Origin of the sequence: Psychrobacter sp. D2 (genome assembly GCF_013608135.1) — a bacterium.
Lineage (GTDB): Bacteria > Pseudomonadota > Gammaproteobacteria > Pseudomonadales > Moraxellaceae > Psychrobacter > Psychrobacter cryohalolentis.
In genome coordinates, this window is record NZ_JACDXZ010000003.1 from 291,475 (window position 1) to 307,149 (window position 15,675).

The window sequence follows — 15,675 nt, forward strand, 5'->3', positions numbered from 1 at the left end:
CTCACAATGGCAAACAAACCTCACTTGGCGGCAGAAGATAGCTTTAAGAAAGATGCGCCATTGTCACGGCTACATGTGGCATATAAACACAGCTATGCATCAGATACATTTTTAGATGCTGCTAAGAAGGCGCCGCTGGATATTGATACCAAGTCAGGAATGTTGGCTGTTGAGGCAGCTGTAGCCATTGTAATTAATGGCATTCACTACGCTGTCTTGATGGCAAGTCCTTATCAGCTCGAATACCTTGCCATCGGCTTTTTATATAGTGAAGGATTGATTCAGCATAGTCATGAATTACTAGATTGGGATATTACTCAATTAACAGACGATGAAAGTTATCCAAATTTTACGCCTGATTCTTTCATTCAAAATTCTTCTAATAAAGACTCTCTTAATTCTAATGTGACTGATGAGCTTATAAGCTTGGATCAGCTCTCAGAGCAGCTGCAAGACTATGATATATACGTGGTCGAGCTAGTCTTAAACCAGCGCTGTCATCAGCGTATTCAAGCGCAAAAACGCCAATTGGCAGGACGCACAGGATGCGGTATGTGCGGCATAACGGGTTTAACGCAGGCACTACCCGATCTAAGTAAATATCAGATAAACAAGCTATTGCTTAGTAGAGCGATGCCTAGTCTTGACGATTTACTGAGTATGCAGGCACAAATCAATGCAGCCCAGCACACCCATCAGCTCACAGGTGCTGTCCATGCTGCTGCAACCCTATACGAGCAGCAACTGTACCTATTTGAGGACGTGGGGCGCCATAACGCCCTTGATAAGCTCATAGGATGGCAGTTGCATCATAAGGCAGAGGTTGACTATGTGCTAATGACTTCGCGTTTATCGATTGAGCTGGTACAAAAATCCATTCGGAGTCGTATACCTTGGCTGATTGGTATGTCTGCACCGACCAGTACCGCGGTACGGGTTGCTGAGCGCTATGGCTTAGGTTTGGCAGGATTTTTACGTGATAACCGCGTGACTTACTACGCAGGTTATGCCGACTCTTAAAATACGTAGACCCTCTTCTACTCTAATGTTTGAACACATTCTTTGTCTAACCACTTCCATCAAACTTTGTTTTTTAATATCTTCCTTATCTGTCGAACAGACTTTTCAATGGTCAGTTTTATATATCATTATTTATAATAATTAACCATAAAATTTGTGATTGATAGCAGAATAGGTTAGTCTTAAGGCACAAACATGTTACTAATATTTAACATTACTGTAGTTTTAATTATCAATGCTATGTATGTCAAGTTAAATGCTTAGACATTTATCACTTGCCATCACGATTACGGATTATGTTTATTAGACCATAGATAAGTAAAGCAATACTCGATCCATGGTTATATATATCTGATACACGCTATCTAAACCTAGCATAAGTCAAGCAGTTGCGACTTACCGCTCATCCGTATTATTGCTATAGATGCTTGTACAAGCCTTTATCAGCAGCCAGCTATATCACGTATGCATCATTCGTAGTGTAATGGTTCAGCCATTTACAGACGCATATCGAGCGTTGTCCCTATGATTTTTGACATATCCTTCATAATTTATGATGAAGTCATGCAGAGGCAAAAGCCATCCGCTTTCGATTTTTTTTGTGACGGTTCATCTCGTTGCGTGCTACCTATAATTGACCTATAGACTGAATAGGTCGTTTTTGCATACCTCATAGTCTGGGAGAATACGTTTTAATCTACATTTTACTTATAACAATTGCGAGGTAGGAATTTGAAAACTGAGTCATTGTTCCAATTTTCAGCATTAACCATCATTTTGCTATTACTGGCATTTTATGGTGGCACGTATTTGCTGTCTTTATTAATAAAAAAAGATAAGGAGACGACCTCAGGCTTTATGGTCGCCGGTCACAACGTCGGTTTTGGTATGGGTGCTGCCAGTATGACCGCTACTTGGATCTGGGCAGCGTCATTTTATGCAGCTGCCACGTCCGGCTATAAATATGGCGTCTCAGGACCATTACATTATGGTTTTTGGGGTGCCTTAATGATTTTATTCATCTACCCTTTTGGGATGCGATTTCGTGAACTTGCCCCAAATGGACATACCTTGGGTGAACTTATTCACGCCCGCCATGGCTCATCAAGCCAATTAATTTTAGCCATATCTAACCTTATGGGCAGCTTAATTAGCTTGATGGTCAATTTCACCGCTGCTGGCGCATTGGTATCAGTATTATCACCTTTGTCATTCCAAACAGGGGTAATTATCGCCGGCGTCGGAGTGCTAAGCTATACCTTAACTTCTGGATTTCGTGCTTCAGTATTCACCGATTTTGCCCAATTGGTCGCGTTAATGGCGATTGGTGTCATCATTATCCCAGCGGTACTGTTTTCCATGGGTGGTCCTTCCGTCATGGTCAGTGGGCTTTCAAATCTAACATTGCAGCAACAAGACTTCTTTTCATCCGAGGCCTTTTTTCAGCAAGGTGCGCCCTATTTTGTCGCAGTATTGGCTTATGCTATTGGTAATCAAACCATTACCCAACGTCTATTTGCCATTGATAAAAGCAAAATTAAAGCAACCTTTATTACTGCTACTGTCGGCTATGCCGGTATTGTAATTGGTCTCGGCATGATTGGACTTATGGCATTAACCATAGGTATTGAGCCGCTCAATGGCAATATGAATAATTTGATTCCGCAAATGGTCAGCACTTATCTACATCCGGTATTCATCGCCTTATTCTTTATCTTGGTTATTGGTGCCCTGTCCTCAACGGCTGATTCAGATTTATCAGCACTATCTACCATTATGATGGCTGACATCTACGGCAAGAATATTGCCAAAAAAGGCGGCGTAAACCCAAAAACCATGATGCTTGTCGGTCGCGGAACCATGATTGTCGCTACGGCAGCAGGATTGATTTTTGCCAGCTTTAAGCTTGATATTCTCGTGATGTTAGTCTTTGTCGGTGCGTTATGGGGTGCGATTGTATTCCCAGTGATTGCCAGTGTGTTCTGGAATCGCGTGACAAACACTGCCTTTACCTCAGCCGTCATCGTCGGATTATTATTATTCTGTATCGCTCGCTTTGAGCTCATCCCTATCATTGGCGTTACGGCGCTATTTTTTGAAGTATTGGCAAGCGTTGGTGCTGCTGTGGTGATTGGACTGATGGTATTTGGCTTTTTAGGTCGAAAAATGGCTGTAGCAGCTGCTGCCCTTACACTGATACTGATGCTGATATTTGCCACTGGTTTCTTGCGTCAATATATGGTGCTGCTTGCATCACTGACCGCTTATGGTGCCAGTACAATCGTCTGCGTCATTATCAGCCTCATGAGCAACGAGCATTTTGACTTTGACCTTATTAAACAGCGCGTTGGCGACTATGACAATAAACCCAACATACCGCCGACAACCAACGTTCAAAACTAGATTTATATCTTATCGACGTTTTGATGAATTTTTTAATGGCTTGATGTATTCATCATTCATTTTTAATACCTAAAATAAAGGAGTTAATATGGAAACCACATTTTTTTATGGGCTTTATATCTTAATCTGGCCAGCAATCACGCTGAGTGTACTGATACTTATTTGCACTGCCACTTATAGAGATGTAAAAAAGGCTGTAGATAACAATAAAAGTATCGTTTAGCGGCTTAATTGAGGCTAGGATTTATCGTGATATGACGCTAAATAGACCTAACCTGTTAAATAATCGGTCTTTATATCAAAAAGGGCTTGTAATTTAAATTATATTTGCTAATATAGGCGTCCTTGATTGGCTGGGTGGCAGAGTGGTCATGCAGCGGACTGCAACTCCGTTAACGCCGGTTCGATTCCGACCTCAGCCTCCAATTATTTAGGTTAAAAATTTATTAGGATTTATATTAATTTTAGCTTGCTTTATTAATGTAAATGCTTATAATAGCGACCACTATCTAACAAGTAGAAAGCTTACTTATTAGATAATACAAGTTTTGCCCGGGTGGTGAAATTGGTAGACACAAGGGATTTAAAATCCCTCGCTAGTAATAGCGTGCCGGTTCAAGTCCGGCTCCGGGTACCATTATATTGAAAGGCTTCCAAGAAATTGGAAGCCTTTTTCTTATTGTATATTATTAACTTTCTGTAGCTACCTCTTACCTCTACTATCAGCAGATTATGCTGTAATTCTAATGAGAAATTCAGGCATAAAAGCCAAAAAGCGCTTTAATACTATCTTATTCTCTATCGTTACGTGTTCTATGAATAGACATAGATTATATCCTCTAAGTTATTAATCGATTGAAATAGCATCACTTTATTTATTTAGAAAGTACTAGCTAATGATAGCCGTTAGATAACACAAAGCCTTATTCAACCTGCTTGTTTCATACAAGTTTTTTAGCTACAGTTAAAATTCTTATATTAAATAATGACGATGAACCGTCAAATAAAAACAATCTTTCATAAGCTGGAGTACATTATGGAGCTAAATCTGAATGAGCTCTCCGATAAAAACAATTTAAATAGTCATCATGGCGAACATATTATCCTGCGTCTGACTTATGTTAGCCGCTATAACACCGAAAATTCAAATATCGAAGTAGCACGTATTCTTGAGCAGGCGCAGCGTAATAATGAGCGCAATGGTATTACTGGTGCATTAGTAATTAATGAAAACTATTTTCTCCAAGTTATTGAGGGCGCAAGACCAGTTATTAACAATCTGTTAAAAAAATTGATTGATGATAAGCGACATTTTTCTTTGCAAATTATTGAGTGCCGTGAAATTGAGGAACGGCATTGGAATAAATGGTCAATGAAATATTTAACGGCTAATGATCAGAATAAAGAGTATGTTCTGAAATACTCAGCCAGCAATGAATTTAATCCTTACCTAATGAATACTTCTCAAATTACTATGTTTATAGACAAGTTATCAAAACTCCAAGAGCGACAAGAAAAACGCGAGTCTAAGATGAAAAAATCTTAGTTTTTGACCAGACGATTAGAATGAGTATATTTTATAGGGTAAGAACAACTTAATCGTCTAATGTATAGCCTACTATATAAGACGCTATACCCCTATATACCTGAAAAACGCCCAAAATAAAGGGCTAACAGTCTATGACGGTCAGCCCTTTATCGTTGTTTGGTGAAGATGGCGGAAACTAAACTATAGCCTCAAGTCATTGATTTATATAACTATATAAATTTAAAAATAAGACGACACCAACCATAATACCAACAATCGTTTTTGATTTTGCCGTTATTCAATGTTTACCCTAGCAGCTAAAGATTATTTTGTAATTATTTTCACTGTTTACCGTTTCAACATTTCTCAACATGCAGACATCTCTATAATCAGTATTCTTTAGTATTAACCAATGGGCTATTTACTCTTAGGTACATTCTATATATTCGGTTATCCAGTTATTAATTAATCGATACTATTATGAGCTTGCTACTTTCTTTCATGGGGTTGAATTGCTAATTAATGCACGCGCTCAATAATAGCGCTTAAATGCGTGCGTTTCTGTGCGTTTGCTCGCATCAATTCGCATAGCCTTACGATCCCTGTCCAAAAAGTCCATTATGCTGCCTCGCGATACTTGTCGCAAAAGTACCTTTAACATCTCTTAACCTTCTTAACATGCTTATTTATTCGATTATAGGTGCTAGGCTATATGTTGTGAGGGTTCGGCTAAGTTTATGGCTTTAACCTCTTTTTGAAACGGTTTTTATTTTGTGCATGTGAATAGGTGCGCTTTTTTAGTTGATACGCTCAGCACTCAAAACAATACCCCCCTCGATACTTGTCCCAAAACTATCAATCATGGGCAAAATCTACCCCGTGCGCGTACTGTTCCATAAAGTCCGCCTAACGTGTCCAACAACTCATTTTTAGCCCTGCTTACGATGTCCGAAAATTAACCCTTTTTATGGACTCTAAGTATTATTTTAATGCCTCTTTTTTTGGACTCCAAAAACTACGCTTTACGATGTCCAAAAACCTGCTCAAGTTCTTTTTAAAGCAGTCCGAAAAATTAGCCCTTTATGGACTCCGAAAACTCCTTTTTTATAGTGTATGAAAACCCCTGTAATTGCTGCTTGCCTCGCGTGCGCGCGCGATACTTGTACAGAAACTATCTAAGCCCTTATGCTGCATAGCTTTGTGATATTGGCAATGATGGGTGATTGCGTTGCAAAATGTCATGTTTTGTCATGTTCTTGGCTGTGCAAAATGTTGGGTTTTGTGGGGTTCTAAATGTTAAGTTTAGTTAAGTCGGCGGCTGTATTAATCGGCTTTGAATGTTAGGTTTTATCAGGTTTTAATCTTGCGGTATTCTTGGGGTTCGCCATGATGACTAGGCGCTGCCAATGTAGTAAAAAGTAGTAATTGGCTGTTGTGCTGAATGTAAGGTTTAGTAAGGTTCTAACGTGTCCGAAAACTAACCGTAATCTTACCGTTATTCCTACCCTTTGATATGAGATACAACCAAAATAGGATTTATCCATAATCTGCTACAGCCCTCCTATAATTCAACCCTAAAACCGCCTTATAGCCCATGATTGGTAAGTGTTTGCGGCTCATTCACTTTTTATCAATCCGTAACCAAATAGTTAACTTAAACCACGTTTAATACGCGCAAAACTGCTCACATCAATTTAGGTTTACAGCTCCATGCTGATTTGCTGTTAAAACTGCCTTATAGCCCATGACTAGCCAGCGGTTGCCCTCCATTGGAGTTTTGGCAATCCGTAAACACTGGTAAACCTAAATCATGCTTAATGCGTCCAAAAATGGACTTATCTATTTTGTTTGACGGCTCTATGCTGTTTTAGTGAGGCTGCCACGCTGTAGGCTAATGATGGTCATGCTTTGCGCTAATACTTACCCCATTGGGGGGTTATGCAATCGGTAAAACGTGGTAAAAAGAATTATGCTTTTAAACCTTAACATTTATTAACATGCTGGCAGTCGGCAAACTGGTTTGAACGTTAACTTTTGACAACATGCTACCCGTGATTTTCAAGTGAGTATTGAGCGCAAAACCTTAGGGTTTCCTTAGGGTATCTTTACACTATAAAAAAAGGCAGACGATAAACGCCTACCTTTGATTATTTTTTCTGCACCTTAGTTTTTTACTTGGGACACTTGGGACAACGGGACAACGCCCGTACTTACTGGCTTGTAGCTGTCCCAACCCGTTTTTAGCCTTTGGGACACTTGGGACAGATTAACAAATTGAGCTATTTTGTCCCAGCTGTCCCAGTGGTGTTTTAATGCTTGGGACAGTGTCTAGCCCTTGCTGCTTATGGGTTGTCCCAGTTGTCCCAGCTGTCCCAGTGCTTTTAGTAGTTTCACAACTTAATATCTCGTTTTTGATTGCATAAACGCGCGTACGGTTCTTTTTAAACGGTAAAGCAACTCTACACGTTTTGCGGTCGCTTTCTGTCACGTTTAATAGTCCAGCCTCATCTAATACTTGTAAGACTTTGCTTTTGTTAAAGGGTGAACAGACTTCATCAAACGTACTGGTAGAGAAATAATATTCCCCTGTGTCGTAGTTATGATAGCCAGCACGGTTTGTTATCTTGGGTTCAAAGTCTTGGTATGTGTGAATGTGGCAAGGCTGAAAGCGACTACTGCCATGCTGTTCAATAAACGCCTTGATATGCTCTATAATTTGCCGTTGTTCATGCTCACCATCACGCCCATAGTTATCAAGCCAATTATCTAAGCATGTCATAACGGCTGTGGTTGCTTGTCCTGCTTGCCAGCCTGTAATACCTGCCTGTGTTGCCATTTCACCAGCAGCAGCCACAATAGCGAACCTTTTAGCCACTCTATGCGCTTGTGGGGCAAGGTCGCTATAGTTGCTCATAAAGTCATTTACAAGCTGCTTAGCGGTGGCTGTGGTCGCTGCCTTGTTATTGGTGATATGTTCTAGCCATGCGATACCAGCCACACCATAGTAAGCCTGTGATAACTCCTTGATCTGATCGGCTTGTCCTGCGCCTGTGTCTGCCAGTACCAAACTATCAAACGTTTTTAAGCCTTTGCCAGCATCAGCATCTATATGCGCCACTCGAACCTCAATACCTGCATTGGTTTTTTGTCCTGCTTGCGCCATGAAGTTCTGTAATGACTCCTCACCATTAGATAAGAAAATAATGCGCCATGTCTTAGCAGTGCGGTTATGCCCTGTGGTGGTGCTTCTACCTTTGCCTTGCCCATTAGCCAGCATGTAAACGGCTTTGCCTACTATTTTGGTGTCGCATTCGCTGATCTCATCAAGTGGTAAAAAACTGTCGTTGTGCTCGCTTGCTGTGCCCTCTAAGGCGTTATCAGTGCTGCGCCATGTCTTAGTGTAGCTGTCAGGCTTGCCCCATACGCTAGCAGCCAGTTTAAGCGATAAAGATTTGCCCATGCTTGATGAGCCTAAAAGATGAAAGCCACCCCCGTCATCATCTAACAGTGCGAGTAACTGACCAGCAAACGCGCAAGCAATAGAGAAAACAAAACGGCTTTGATCTGCTAGCTTTTTACATAACTCATCACGCCATTGTTCTAGTGTGCCTTGCTGGGCTATGGTGCTGTTGATTGCATGGGCAGACTGATAGACGATTAACTGCTTACCATCACTGCCTATTGCGCCATCAGGTAATATATATTGCGCCTCATGCCAGCCCAGCCTATCTACGCATAACGCCCGTTTGTGAATAGGGTAGTTTTGAATATAAGTGTCTAAGTAGCTGCGCTGTTTGGGGTTGGTGGTAATGTTTAATCCCTGACCGGCAAGCTCCTTGCGGTATTCCCTTGCATCACCTTGTAGCAGTGATAACGGCATTGACCACGTATGTAGTACGCTGTCATCATCACGCCATTGCAGTAACCGCCCCCATGTTCCGCTACTTGTGTCCCTAGTCTTAGCGATAACCTCAATCGGTGAACAAACAAACGCCTTAAACTTAAAGGTTATGTTTGCTGGGTCATCATCGTTATACTTCACGAAAAACAGTCCATCGTGATATAACTCAAAACGTCCATCACTATAGATCATCGGGTCATTCAGCTGGGGATCGTCGCGCCATTCAGGATAATAGGCAGTATCTTTTAAGTTAATGATTTGGCTATCATCAGCTGCCAGTATCGCCTCATAGCTATGGTTAGCATGTAGCATCGTGACAATATCAGCCACGGTAACCAATGCCCTAGCATTTACACCTGCCAATAGATTTATCATGCCTTTGTTATCTATGGTCATTGGTATGGTTAATAGTGATCCGCTGCTCCAATGCTGCACCATCTTTTTAAAGCATTGCTTTGTCTTTTGAGGGCTAATAATAAAATTTATGTCATCGGCTGCCATACACTGATAAGCATCAATGCCATGTTCTGGCTCATCAAACGCTATTATCTCATTAGCTTTGTTTAAGTCACCAATGACGATAGCGCCATACCCTGTAGGATCAATAACAATGGGCTTTGCTTTGCTGTTTGGTGTGTAGAATACCGCGCCTACTATATCGCCTTGTTTATCGTGCAAACGTAAGGCTATAGTGCCAGCTGTCGGTACTAATGACGCGTCATTTGTAGTAAGATCATCAGTAATGCTTAATAAGCTATTGGGCGGTAATAGCTCATATAGTTTTATTAAAGTAGGATCGTCTGCCAGCCCTTGCCGTGTGGCTGCATCAAAACTATTTATTACCACTGTAAAGCCTGTGCTAAATGCACGGGCTTTTTCATGGGTGGCTGTTTGTGTAGTGGTCATCGAGTCCCCCTTGCTTGTGACTGTTTCGGCTTGCGCTGCTCTCTATACTTCTTGTAGTAGCTTTTGCGCTTGGCGTGTTTACGGCTCTGCTTTGGTGGGTAGGTTTTCACTGGCTGCCCTCCTTACCGTAACGAGTCATTGCTAGGGTTTTCTTTATTGAACCTAACTGGCTTTGTAGCAGTTCGTGCCACGTTTCAGTGGTGTCATGCGTTAAGCGTGCCATTGATATAGCGGTATTAGCGTCTATTTTTTCGTAGTGAATAAGGGCTAATAGCTTGCCAATGTCACTTATAACAACGGCTGCGCTTTCAATGTCGCAAGCAATATCTGATAAATCAAAAGCAGATATTAATATCACTTCTTTGTCGTCTGCTTCGGTAGTGTCTATTATTGTGCGTTGGCTGGTAGGTATGCCACTGTATAGAGTGGCTATTGCTTGGCGGTTGGCTGGCGTGTCGTGGAATAGTGACGGCAATACGTAGCAGTCATCATGATAGGCTCTACCATCAGCGCGATATAAACATTCAACATTGCCAATATTGATGGTTAAGCAGTCTTTTGACTTGTTGACTAGGGTGTAACTACCATTGCCCACAGACGGGCACAAAACGGCATCACCTGCCTTGAATGTGACTGGTGTGCTGTTAATAGTGGTTTGAGTGTTTAAGGTCGTACGGATTGAATTACCCATGATGGATAGCTCCTTGTAGTTTTTGAGTTAATGCCACGCTATACAGTAAAGATATAGGGTGACGGGTCTTACTCTCGGTTCTACAAGAAACCGCCCTGCATATTCGCCTTACGGCTATTTTATTTTGCAGCGTCAACCCGTCATAGTCGGTTAGCAAGTGACTTGCTATAGATATGAGGGAATGCCCCCTTGATGCGCTTAAATGCGCGTTTAGGGCGGTGCTTGATGGCATAGTGACAGCTTGAGAGGCTGCGCTATTATCAGGCACAAAAAAAGCCAAAAAGTCACGGCTGGCTTGTCCGCTTGTAGAATTTGAGAGGTCTATATAGTAACCATTGTTGGTATTGGTTGCAATCGGTTTTGGTTGTACTGGCTGGCAAGCGATTAATGACAGTAGCAAGCCAATACCTATAACCCATGCCATAAATATGATAAAGCTAAGTAGTAAGCCTCGCTTATGTGGCTGTGGGCGATTGTGTGCCCCGTGGCTGGCTTTTAGACTGGTTCTGTTATCTTTGGTCATTTCTTACGTCCTCCACGTTAAAGGCGATTTCTGCAATGCATGTCGATAGCTCTTTTAATGACGCCACTTGTCGGCTGCCTGTCGGCAACAAGCTGCCTAGCATCTGCGTTTCTATTTCTGCTATTTGGGTCATGGTGTTAATGGTTGTCACATTGGCGTGCAAGGTAATGATTAGCTGGTCGATAAAGCCATCAGGTATCATCAAGTAACCCTGTTCTTTTAGCCCGTCCATGACGCGATTTATAAAGTCGTTATCACTCATGGTCTGTTGCCCCCAGTTCAGGCAGTAATATAAGCCCGTCCATCATCTCGCTTAAGATGGTTGCCAGCTCACTATTAGCGAGTAAGGCAGACTTTACAGCGACTATAACGCCGCGGCTTGCGTCATCATCGGTCTTGATAGCACTAAGCGCCATTGATAGGCTCTCCGCATCGTTTGATAGGTCTTGTATGCGGTCATTAATGACAGACAGATAATAGCTATCTACTGCCACTAGGCGCGGCTCTAATATGTCGTTTGACTGGCTCATAGCTGCACCCCACTAGCGTTATTGTGGTTATCTATCGGTTGATCTATCCAGTAGCGTTTAAAGCGTTTGCCGTTATTCTTTATCCATTCATCTTGAATGGTTACGCCTTGATCTCTTAGCTCACTGACACGCTGTAAAAAGCACGTTATGTTATAGAGGTCGTACGCTTCATAAGTGGATAGGCTCTTACCTGCCAGCATGTGATTAAGAATGATTTGCTTGTACTTCTGCTTTGTTTGCCGTGTGTTCATGGGTTACACCTCGCTAGTGTTTGAGGTGTGAGAGCTAAGCCATTCGTGAACGTCTGCATAGCTCCATGCGGTCATGGTAGGGCTTAGCTTCTTGCCAGCTGGGAAACGTCCATCTTTTGACCATTCAAAAAGGGTGGTTTTGCTAAAGGGTAGAAACGGCAAAATATCTTTAGCCCTGCCCATGCCAGTAGTAGGCAGTTGCATAGCTGGATTGTTTGCGTTGGTTGGTTCGGTGTCGTTCGAGGTGTTATCAGTAAAAGGAATTACTGGTGTGTTTTGGGTGGGGTGTATCATTATGTGTAGCTCCACTAAATGACGCTACGGTGTGTAACGTCCAGTGATTGCTACTTTACGGGGTGGAGTTATTCGATAGTTCTAATTAGAAAAATAGGCTTTCTAGTTAGAAGCTAGTTAGAATTAAATACTATTTTCGTGTGCGAGCTTTAACCAGTCTGCAATAACATCTTTACTAACTGTATTACCTTGTTTCTCAATAGCTGCCATTATTTTGCCATTACTATCATTAGAAAATGGCTGTGTTAAGTCCATTTTTAAAAGTTCGCTAGCAAGGGCTGCTATTATTTTACTAGCATTATTGGCAGTTCTAGGGTGCATAGGTTCGTCATTACTTGATACAGCTTTTCGCTCTAAGTTTTCAATTTTACTTAGTAAATCTTTTATTTCATCGTCTTTTTTAACTAATCGCTTAAGAGTGTAGTCATACACATTAGGATCAACTTTTTGCATTCTAGAATTTCTTACCTGTTCTGCTATCAGTCTTTCCTTAAACTCTTTCCTTTCTCTAATATACTTAAGGATCATACTAGGATCACTATTTAATGCTTCATAGCATTCTTTGAAAGCGTTAGCATCTAAGCCTATATTGACTATACAATCCAATGATAAGACATCTTCGATTTTCCAATGTTTATCATTGAAAATATCCTCTACATGGTCGTCTAAAACTTGTTCTAAAAAGAATTCTGTTGGGTATTGCTCTTCATTGCTACTCTCATCATACTTTTGCCTATGAAACCCATATTTACTAACTAGTTCGTCTAAGTTTGGGATTTCATGTAGTGGTATTTCAAGGTTAGTAGTTTTTGAAAAGTAAGAGTCGTAAATATAGTAATCTAGCTTTAAAAATTCATCATCTCTTATGAGATACTCAGCAACCATTTTTTCGCTGTCATCTCCATATAAAGTAAGAATAATTATAAACTCATAAAATAAAACATAGTTTTCATTCTCGTCATCATCGAAAAACTCTCTATTACTTTGTTCTTCTATTTTTCGCATAGCCTCGTAAATAATGCCCACAATTCACACCTTTACACACCCTTAAATCACAGTAGGTGCAAGGCAGTGCCAGCCTAAAGGTGTGTGAACGGCTGGCTTTCGGGTAATTAGTCCTAGCCTTGCATAGTCGTTTACTTGCTCAGTTTATGGCAAATATTCTTTAGGTTTTTAATGAAGTCTTGCGTGTCTAAGAAGTAGTTTGGATAAGCTTTTTTAATGTCCTTTAAGTTACCAGCGGCTATCAGTACCACCTCAATATTGGGCGTATGCTGGGTCGCTATTTCACGCATTTTATATAAGCTTTCGGCAACTTCTAACTGTGACTTAGTAAAAGGGATTAGGCTTACGGCTGGGCTGTCCTTACTGGTGTCTAGCTCCATCAAGTGATATTCATCGCTTTTGCTGCTACTGGTTTCAATATGCTTTGCGGTTACGATTAACCCTTTGAGCTTGGCATATATCTGTAATTCTTGTTCAAGGGTCATTAACTCCTCTGCCAGCTCATCAATGCCTTTGTTTGCCAGCTCATCAATGATGGGCTGCTTTTCATGGTGGGCAAATAAGGCACTTGCCAGCTTAAAGAAATGCTTAAATTCTTCTGCACCCTCACCCGTTTTAAATGATGATTTCTCTACCAGTCCTAGCGTTTCAACGGCAGTTGCCCATGAATGTTGTAGCTTGGTTCTTATCTGTAGCTCAATGAATAAGCCGTCCAGTTTAGGCATATTCGGGTTTTTATACTTAAAGATTTGGTGCAAGCTTCTATAACCATCAGCTTTAGGCAGTTGAATATAATCATAAGGCGGTAGTAGGGCTTCGTGTTCGAACCGTCCTTTGCTTTTTACAATGTCATGATGCAAGCGATAAACATCACTGACAGTAGGCAATACAATGCGTATGCCGCCTATGTCTTGCATACGTGACAAGCTCATACTGGGAAAACGGGTAAGCTTGCGGACAATAGAGGGGGCGCGTTTTAGGCGCTGGGCAATGATAGGGGATTTAAACCCCAGTCTTTTTACCTTACCTCTTAGCATGGCTTGAAAGGTATTGATCGGATAACTGTGCAATGAGCGCCATTGCGACATGACCGCCATTGCTTGCTCAAATTCATCAGCCGTAGCATCAATATTAATTAATACTTTACCTGCCTTTTTCACCTTTTCGCGGCTTGGTACGTCATACGCCATAGTCGTTACTCTCATGCCTGATTATTAGAATAATATGTATAGAATTGTTTAGCCTAGCTTTTGTTTTTGTTGTTTAAAGCTGGTATGTATGACGTTATCCAATTTGCCAGCATAAGCATCATCAATGAAGTTTGCCCATTCATTCATCATGTCTATTCTATATGGCAAGTGCTGCGCCCCGTTATAGGCTGCACTGATCTTGTTTTCTCTATCATGTGCCAGCTGTAGCTCTATGGCTTCGTGCATAAACTCTTTTTCATGTAGCGTGGTACTGGCAAGCCCTCTAAACCCGTGCCCTGTCATCTTGCCTTTATAACCCATATTCCATAGCGCGTTAATAAATGCACTTTGGCTGTATGGCTTACGGGTTGAGCTATTAAAGAAAACATACTGATCCGAAAAGCCCAGCTCTTTGATCTGCTTTAATATCGCTACTGCTTGCGGTGCTAGTGGCACGATATGCAAACGCCTAGCTTTCATCTTTTCAGCTGGGACAGTCCATAAGCCACGATTAAAATCTATGTCCTGCCATTCCATAAATCTAATCTCATTGGTACGCACAAACGTATAGCATAAAAACCATAAGCCTAGCTTCACCAATAGATCACCCTCATAAGCATTAATATCTTTGAGTAGCTTAGGTAATTGCTGGCTGGTGATACGGCTATGATTGACGGTTTTGTGTGGCTTGATGGCTTCGGCTAGGTCGGTGGCTGGGTTATGTGTGGCTAGTCCATTGCGTATGGCATGCTTGAATATCTGCCCTATCTCTCTAATGGTACGCCTTGCCATTTCATTAGCGCCACGGCTTTCTACTGCTTTGCCAATGGCTAATATATCAGGCGCGGTAATGTCGTTTATGTTTTTTTGACCAATAGAGGGCTTAACATCGCGCATGTAGGCGGAATAGTTACGGGAAAAGGTGCTTTCTGCTAGGTAGGTTTTGCGTTCTGCATACCATGACTGGGCTATGTTATCGAAAACATTTAAACCGTCTTGGCTGGCTCGCTGCTCTTTCTTGTGATCTTTGGGGTTCACACCATCAGCTATTAAACGTTTGATCTCAATATTGCGTTGGCGTGCATTTTGAAGGCTCATTACTGGATAAGTGCCAATAGTGAGGGTTTGCTGCTTACCTTGCCAACGATATGCGCTAATCCATGACTTAACGCCCGTGTAACGCACCCATAATTGCAGCCCATTACCGTCACTATGTTTGTCAGGTCGCTTTGTATCAATCGAGGTGCTACTGGGCTGTAGCTTATTGATAACGGTATGAGTTAAGGGCATTGGACTATCCTTTGTTGGTATTGAGAGCGTGTATAAACTCTAATACCAACAATAATACCAACATTCTATATGGGACGCCATACCCCTATACAACCCTCAATCCTTGAAAAACGCCCAAAATAAAGGGCTGACAGTCTATGACG

General features: G+C 41.5%; 14 protein-coding genes and 2 tRNA genes. 6 read left to right on the plus strand and 10 right to left on the minus strand.

The window, feature by feature from the left end; all coding sequences use genetic code 11:
• The first annotated feature begins 6 nt into the window (after window positions 1-6).
• The 6 genes from H0262_RS06000 (at window position 7) to H0262_RS06020 (ending at window position 4,969) form a co-directional block, all read left to right on the plus strand.
• Window positions 7-1,020 (plus strand): formate dehydrogenase accessory sulfurtransferase FdhD, encoded by a 1,014-nt coding sequence (locus H0262_RS06000; RefSeq protein WP_181210066.1) that lies wholly within the window; start codon window positions 7-9, stop codon window positions 1,018-1,020.
• Between the two features lie 747 nt (window positions 1,021-1,767).
• On the plus strand, window positions 1,768-3,423 hold the full coding sequence (locus H0262_RS06005) for a sodium:solute symporter family protein (RefSeq protein WP_220432393.1): 1,656 nt from the start codon (window positions 1,768-1,770) through the stop codon (window positions 3,421-3,423).
• 88 nt (window positions 3,424-3,511) lie between these two features.
• Window positions 3,512-3,646 carry a putative transporter small subunit gene (locus H0262_RS13280; RefSeq protein WP_220432381.1) on the plus strand — a complete coding sequence of 45 codons (135 nt, stop codon included), beginning with the start codon at window positions 3,512-3,514 and terminating at the stop codon, window positions 3,644-3,646.
• Between the two features lie 128 nt (window positions 3,647-3,774).
• Window positions 3,775-3,848: transfer RNA gene (locus H0262_RS06010), tRNA-Cys, on the plus strand.
• 125 nt (window positions 3,849-3,973) lie between these two features.
• A tRNA-Leu gene (locus tag H0262_RS06015) sits at window positions 3,974-4,060 on the plus strand.
• Window positions 4,061-4,459: 399 nt separating this feature from the next.
• On the plus strand, window positions 4,460-4,969 hold the full coding sequence (locus H0262_RS06020) for a BLUF domain-containing protein (RefSeq protein ID WP_181210068.1): 510 nt from the start codon (window positions 4,460-4,462) through the stop codon (window positions 4,967-4,969).
• A 2,248-nt stretch (window positions 4,970-7,217) separates the two neighbouring features.
• On the opposite strand, the gene H0262_RS06025 is transcribed toward H0262_RS06020, so the two are convergent.
• The 10 genes from H0262_RS06025 to H0262_RS06070 form a co-directional block, all read right to left on the minus strand.
• The gene (locus tag H0262_RS06025; protein ID WP_181210069.1) at window positions 7,218-9,758 is read right to left on the minus strand and encodes a DUF927 domain-containing protein; all 2,541 of its coding nucleotides are present in this window, start codon (window positions 9,756-9,758) and stop codon (window positions 7,218-7,220) included.
• Window positions 9,759-9,864: 106 nt separating this feature from the next.
• The gene (locus tag H0262_RS06030; RefSeq protein ID WP_181210070.1) at window positions 9,865-10,449 is read right to left on the minus strand and encodes a hypothetical protein; all 585 of its coding nucleotides are present in this window, start codon (window positions 10,447-10,449) and stop codon (window positions 9,865-9,867) included.
• Window positions 10,442-10,972, minus strand: coding sequence for a hypothetical protein (locus tag H0262_RS06035; protein WP_181210071.1), 531 nt, complete (start codon window positions 10,970-10,972; stop codon window positions 10,442-10,444). The genes H0262_RS06030 and H0262_RS06035 overlap by 8 nt, the downstream gene beginning before the upstream one ends.
• Window positions 10,959-11,234 (minus strand): hypothetical protein, encoded by a 276-nt coding sequence (locus tag H0262_RS06040; RefSeq protein ID WP_181210072.1) that lies wholly within the window; start codon window positions 11,232-11,234, stop codon window positions 10,959-10,961. The genes H0262_RS06035 and H0262_RS06040 overlap by 14 nt, the downstream gene beginning before the upstream one ends.
• A complete protein-coding gene (locus H0262_RS06045; protein WP_181210073.1) occupies window positions 11,227-11,502 on the minus strand; it encodes a hypothetical protein in 276 nt (91 codons plus the stop codon). Before H0262_RS06045 ends, H0262_RS06040 begins: the two co-directional genes overlap by 8 nt.
• Window positions 11,499-11,753: a helix-turn-helix domain-containing protein gene (locus tag H0262_RS06050; RefSeq protein ID WP_181210074.1), complete on the minus strand. Its 255-nt coding sequence runs from the start codon at window positions 11,751-11,753 to the stop codon at window positions 11,499-11,501. Before H0262_RS06050 ends, H0262_RS06045 begins: the two co-directional genes overlap by 4 nt.
• Before the next feature lie 3 nt (window positions 11,754-11,756).
• Window positions 11,757-12,047, minus strand: a complete 291-nt coding sequence (locus H0262_RS06055) for an AlpA family transcriptional regulator (protein ID WP_259275415.1) — start codon at window positions 12,045-12,047, stop codon at window positions 11,757-11,759.
• Window positions 12,048-12,170: 123 nt separating this feature from the next.
• Window positions 12,171-13,073: a hypothetical protein gene (locus H0262_RS06060; protein WP_181210075.1), complete on the minus strand. Its 903-nt coding sequence runs from the start codon at window positions 13,071-13,073 to the stop codon at window positions 12,171-12,173.
• 110 nt (window positions 13,074-13,183) lie between these two features.
• Window positions 13,184-14,242 (minus strand): RelA/SpoT domain-containing protein, encoded by a 1,059-nt coding sequence (locus tag H0262_RS06065; protein ID WP_181210076.1) that lies wholly within the window; start codon window positions 14,240-14,242, stop codon window positions 13,184-13,186.
• Between the two features lie 48 nt (window positions 14,243-14,290).
• Window positions 14,291-15,532: a phage integrase central domain-containing protein gene (locus H0262_RS06070; RefSeq protein ID WP_181210077.1), complete on the minus strand. Its 1,242-nt coding sequence runs from the start codon at window positions 15,530-15,532 to the stop codon at window positions 14,291-14,293.
• Window positions 15,533-15,675: the final 143 nt, after the last annotated feature.

Bases quoted from the DNA above. Each gene is read 5' to 3' on its own strand.
- H0262_RS06000 (WP_181210066.1), top strand. From the start codon at position 7: ATGGCAAACAAACCTCACTTGGCGGCAGAAGATAGCTTTAAGAAAGAT.
- H0262_RS13280 (WP_220432381.1), top strand. From the start codon at position 3,512: ATGGAAACCACATTTTTTTATGGGCTTTATATCTTAATCTGGCCAGCA.
- H0262_RS06020 (WP_181210068.1), top strand. From the start codon at position 4,460: ATGGAGCTAAATCTGAATGAGCTCTCCGATAAAAACAATTTAAATAGT.
- H0262_RS06025 (WP_181210069.1), bottom strand. From the start codon at position 9,758: ATGACCACTACACAAACAGCCACCCATGAAAAAGCCCGTGCATTTAGC.
- H0262_RS06030 (WP_181210070.1), bottom strand. From the start codon at position 10,449: ATGGGTAATTCAATCCGTACGACCTTAAACACTCAAACCACTATTAAC.
- H0262_RS06035 (WP_181210071.1), bottom strand. From the start codon at position 10,972: ATGACCAAAGATAACAGAACCAGTCTAAAAGCCAGCCACGGGGCACAC.
- H0262_RS06040 (WP_181210072.1), bottom strand. From the start codon at position 11,234: ATGAGTGATAACGACTTTATAAATCGCGTCATGGACGGGCTAAAAGAA.
- H0262_RS06045 (WP_181210073.1), bottom strand. From the start codon at position 11,502: ATGAGCCAGTCAAACGACATATTAGAGCCGCGCCTAGTGGCAGTAGAT.
- H0262_RS06050 (WP_181210074.1), bottom strand. From the start codon at position 11,753: ATGAACACACGGCAAACAAAGCAGAAGTACAAGCAAATCATTCTTAAT.
- H0262_RS06055 (WP_259275415.1), bottom strand. From the start codon at position 12,047: ATGATACACCCCACCCAAAACACACCAGTAATTCCTTTTACTGATAAC.
- H0262_RS06065 (WP_181210076.1), bottom strand. From the start codon at position 14,242: ATGGCGTATGACGTACCAAGCCGCGAAAAGGTGAAAAAGGCAGGTAAA.
- H0262_RS06070 (WP_181210077.1), bottom strand. From the start codon at position 15,532: ATGCCCTTAACTCATACCGTTATCAATAAGCTACAGCCCAGTAGCACC.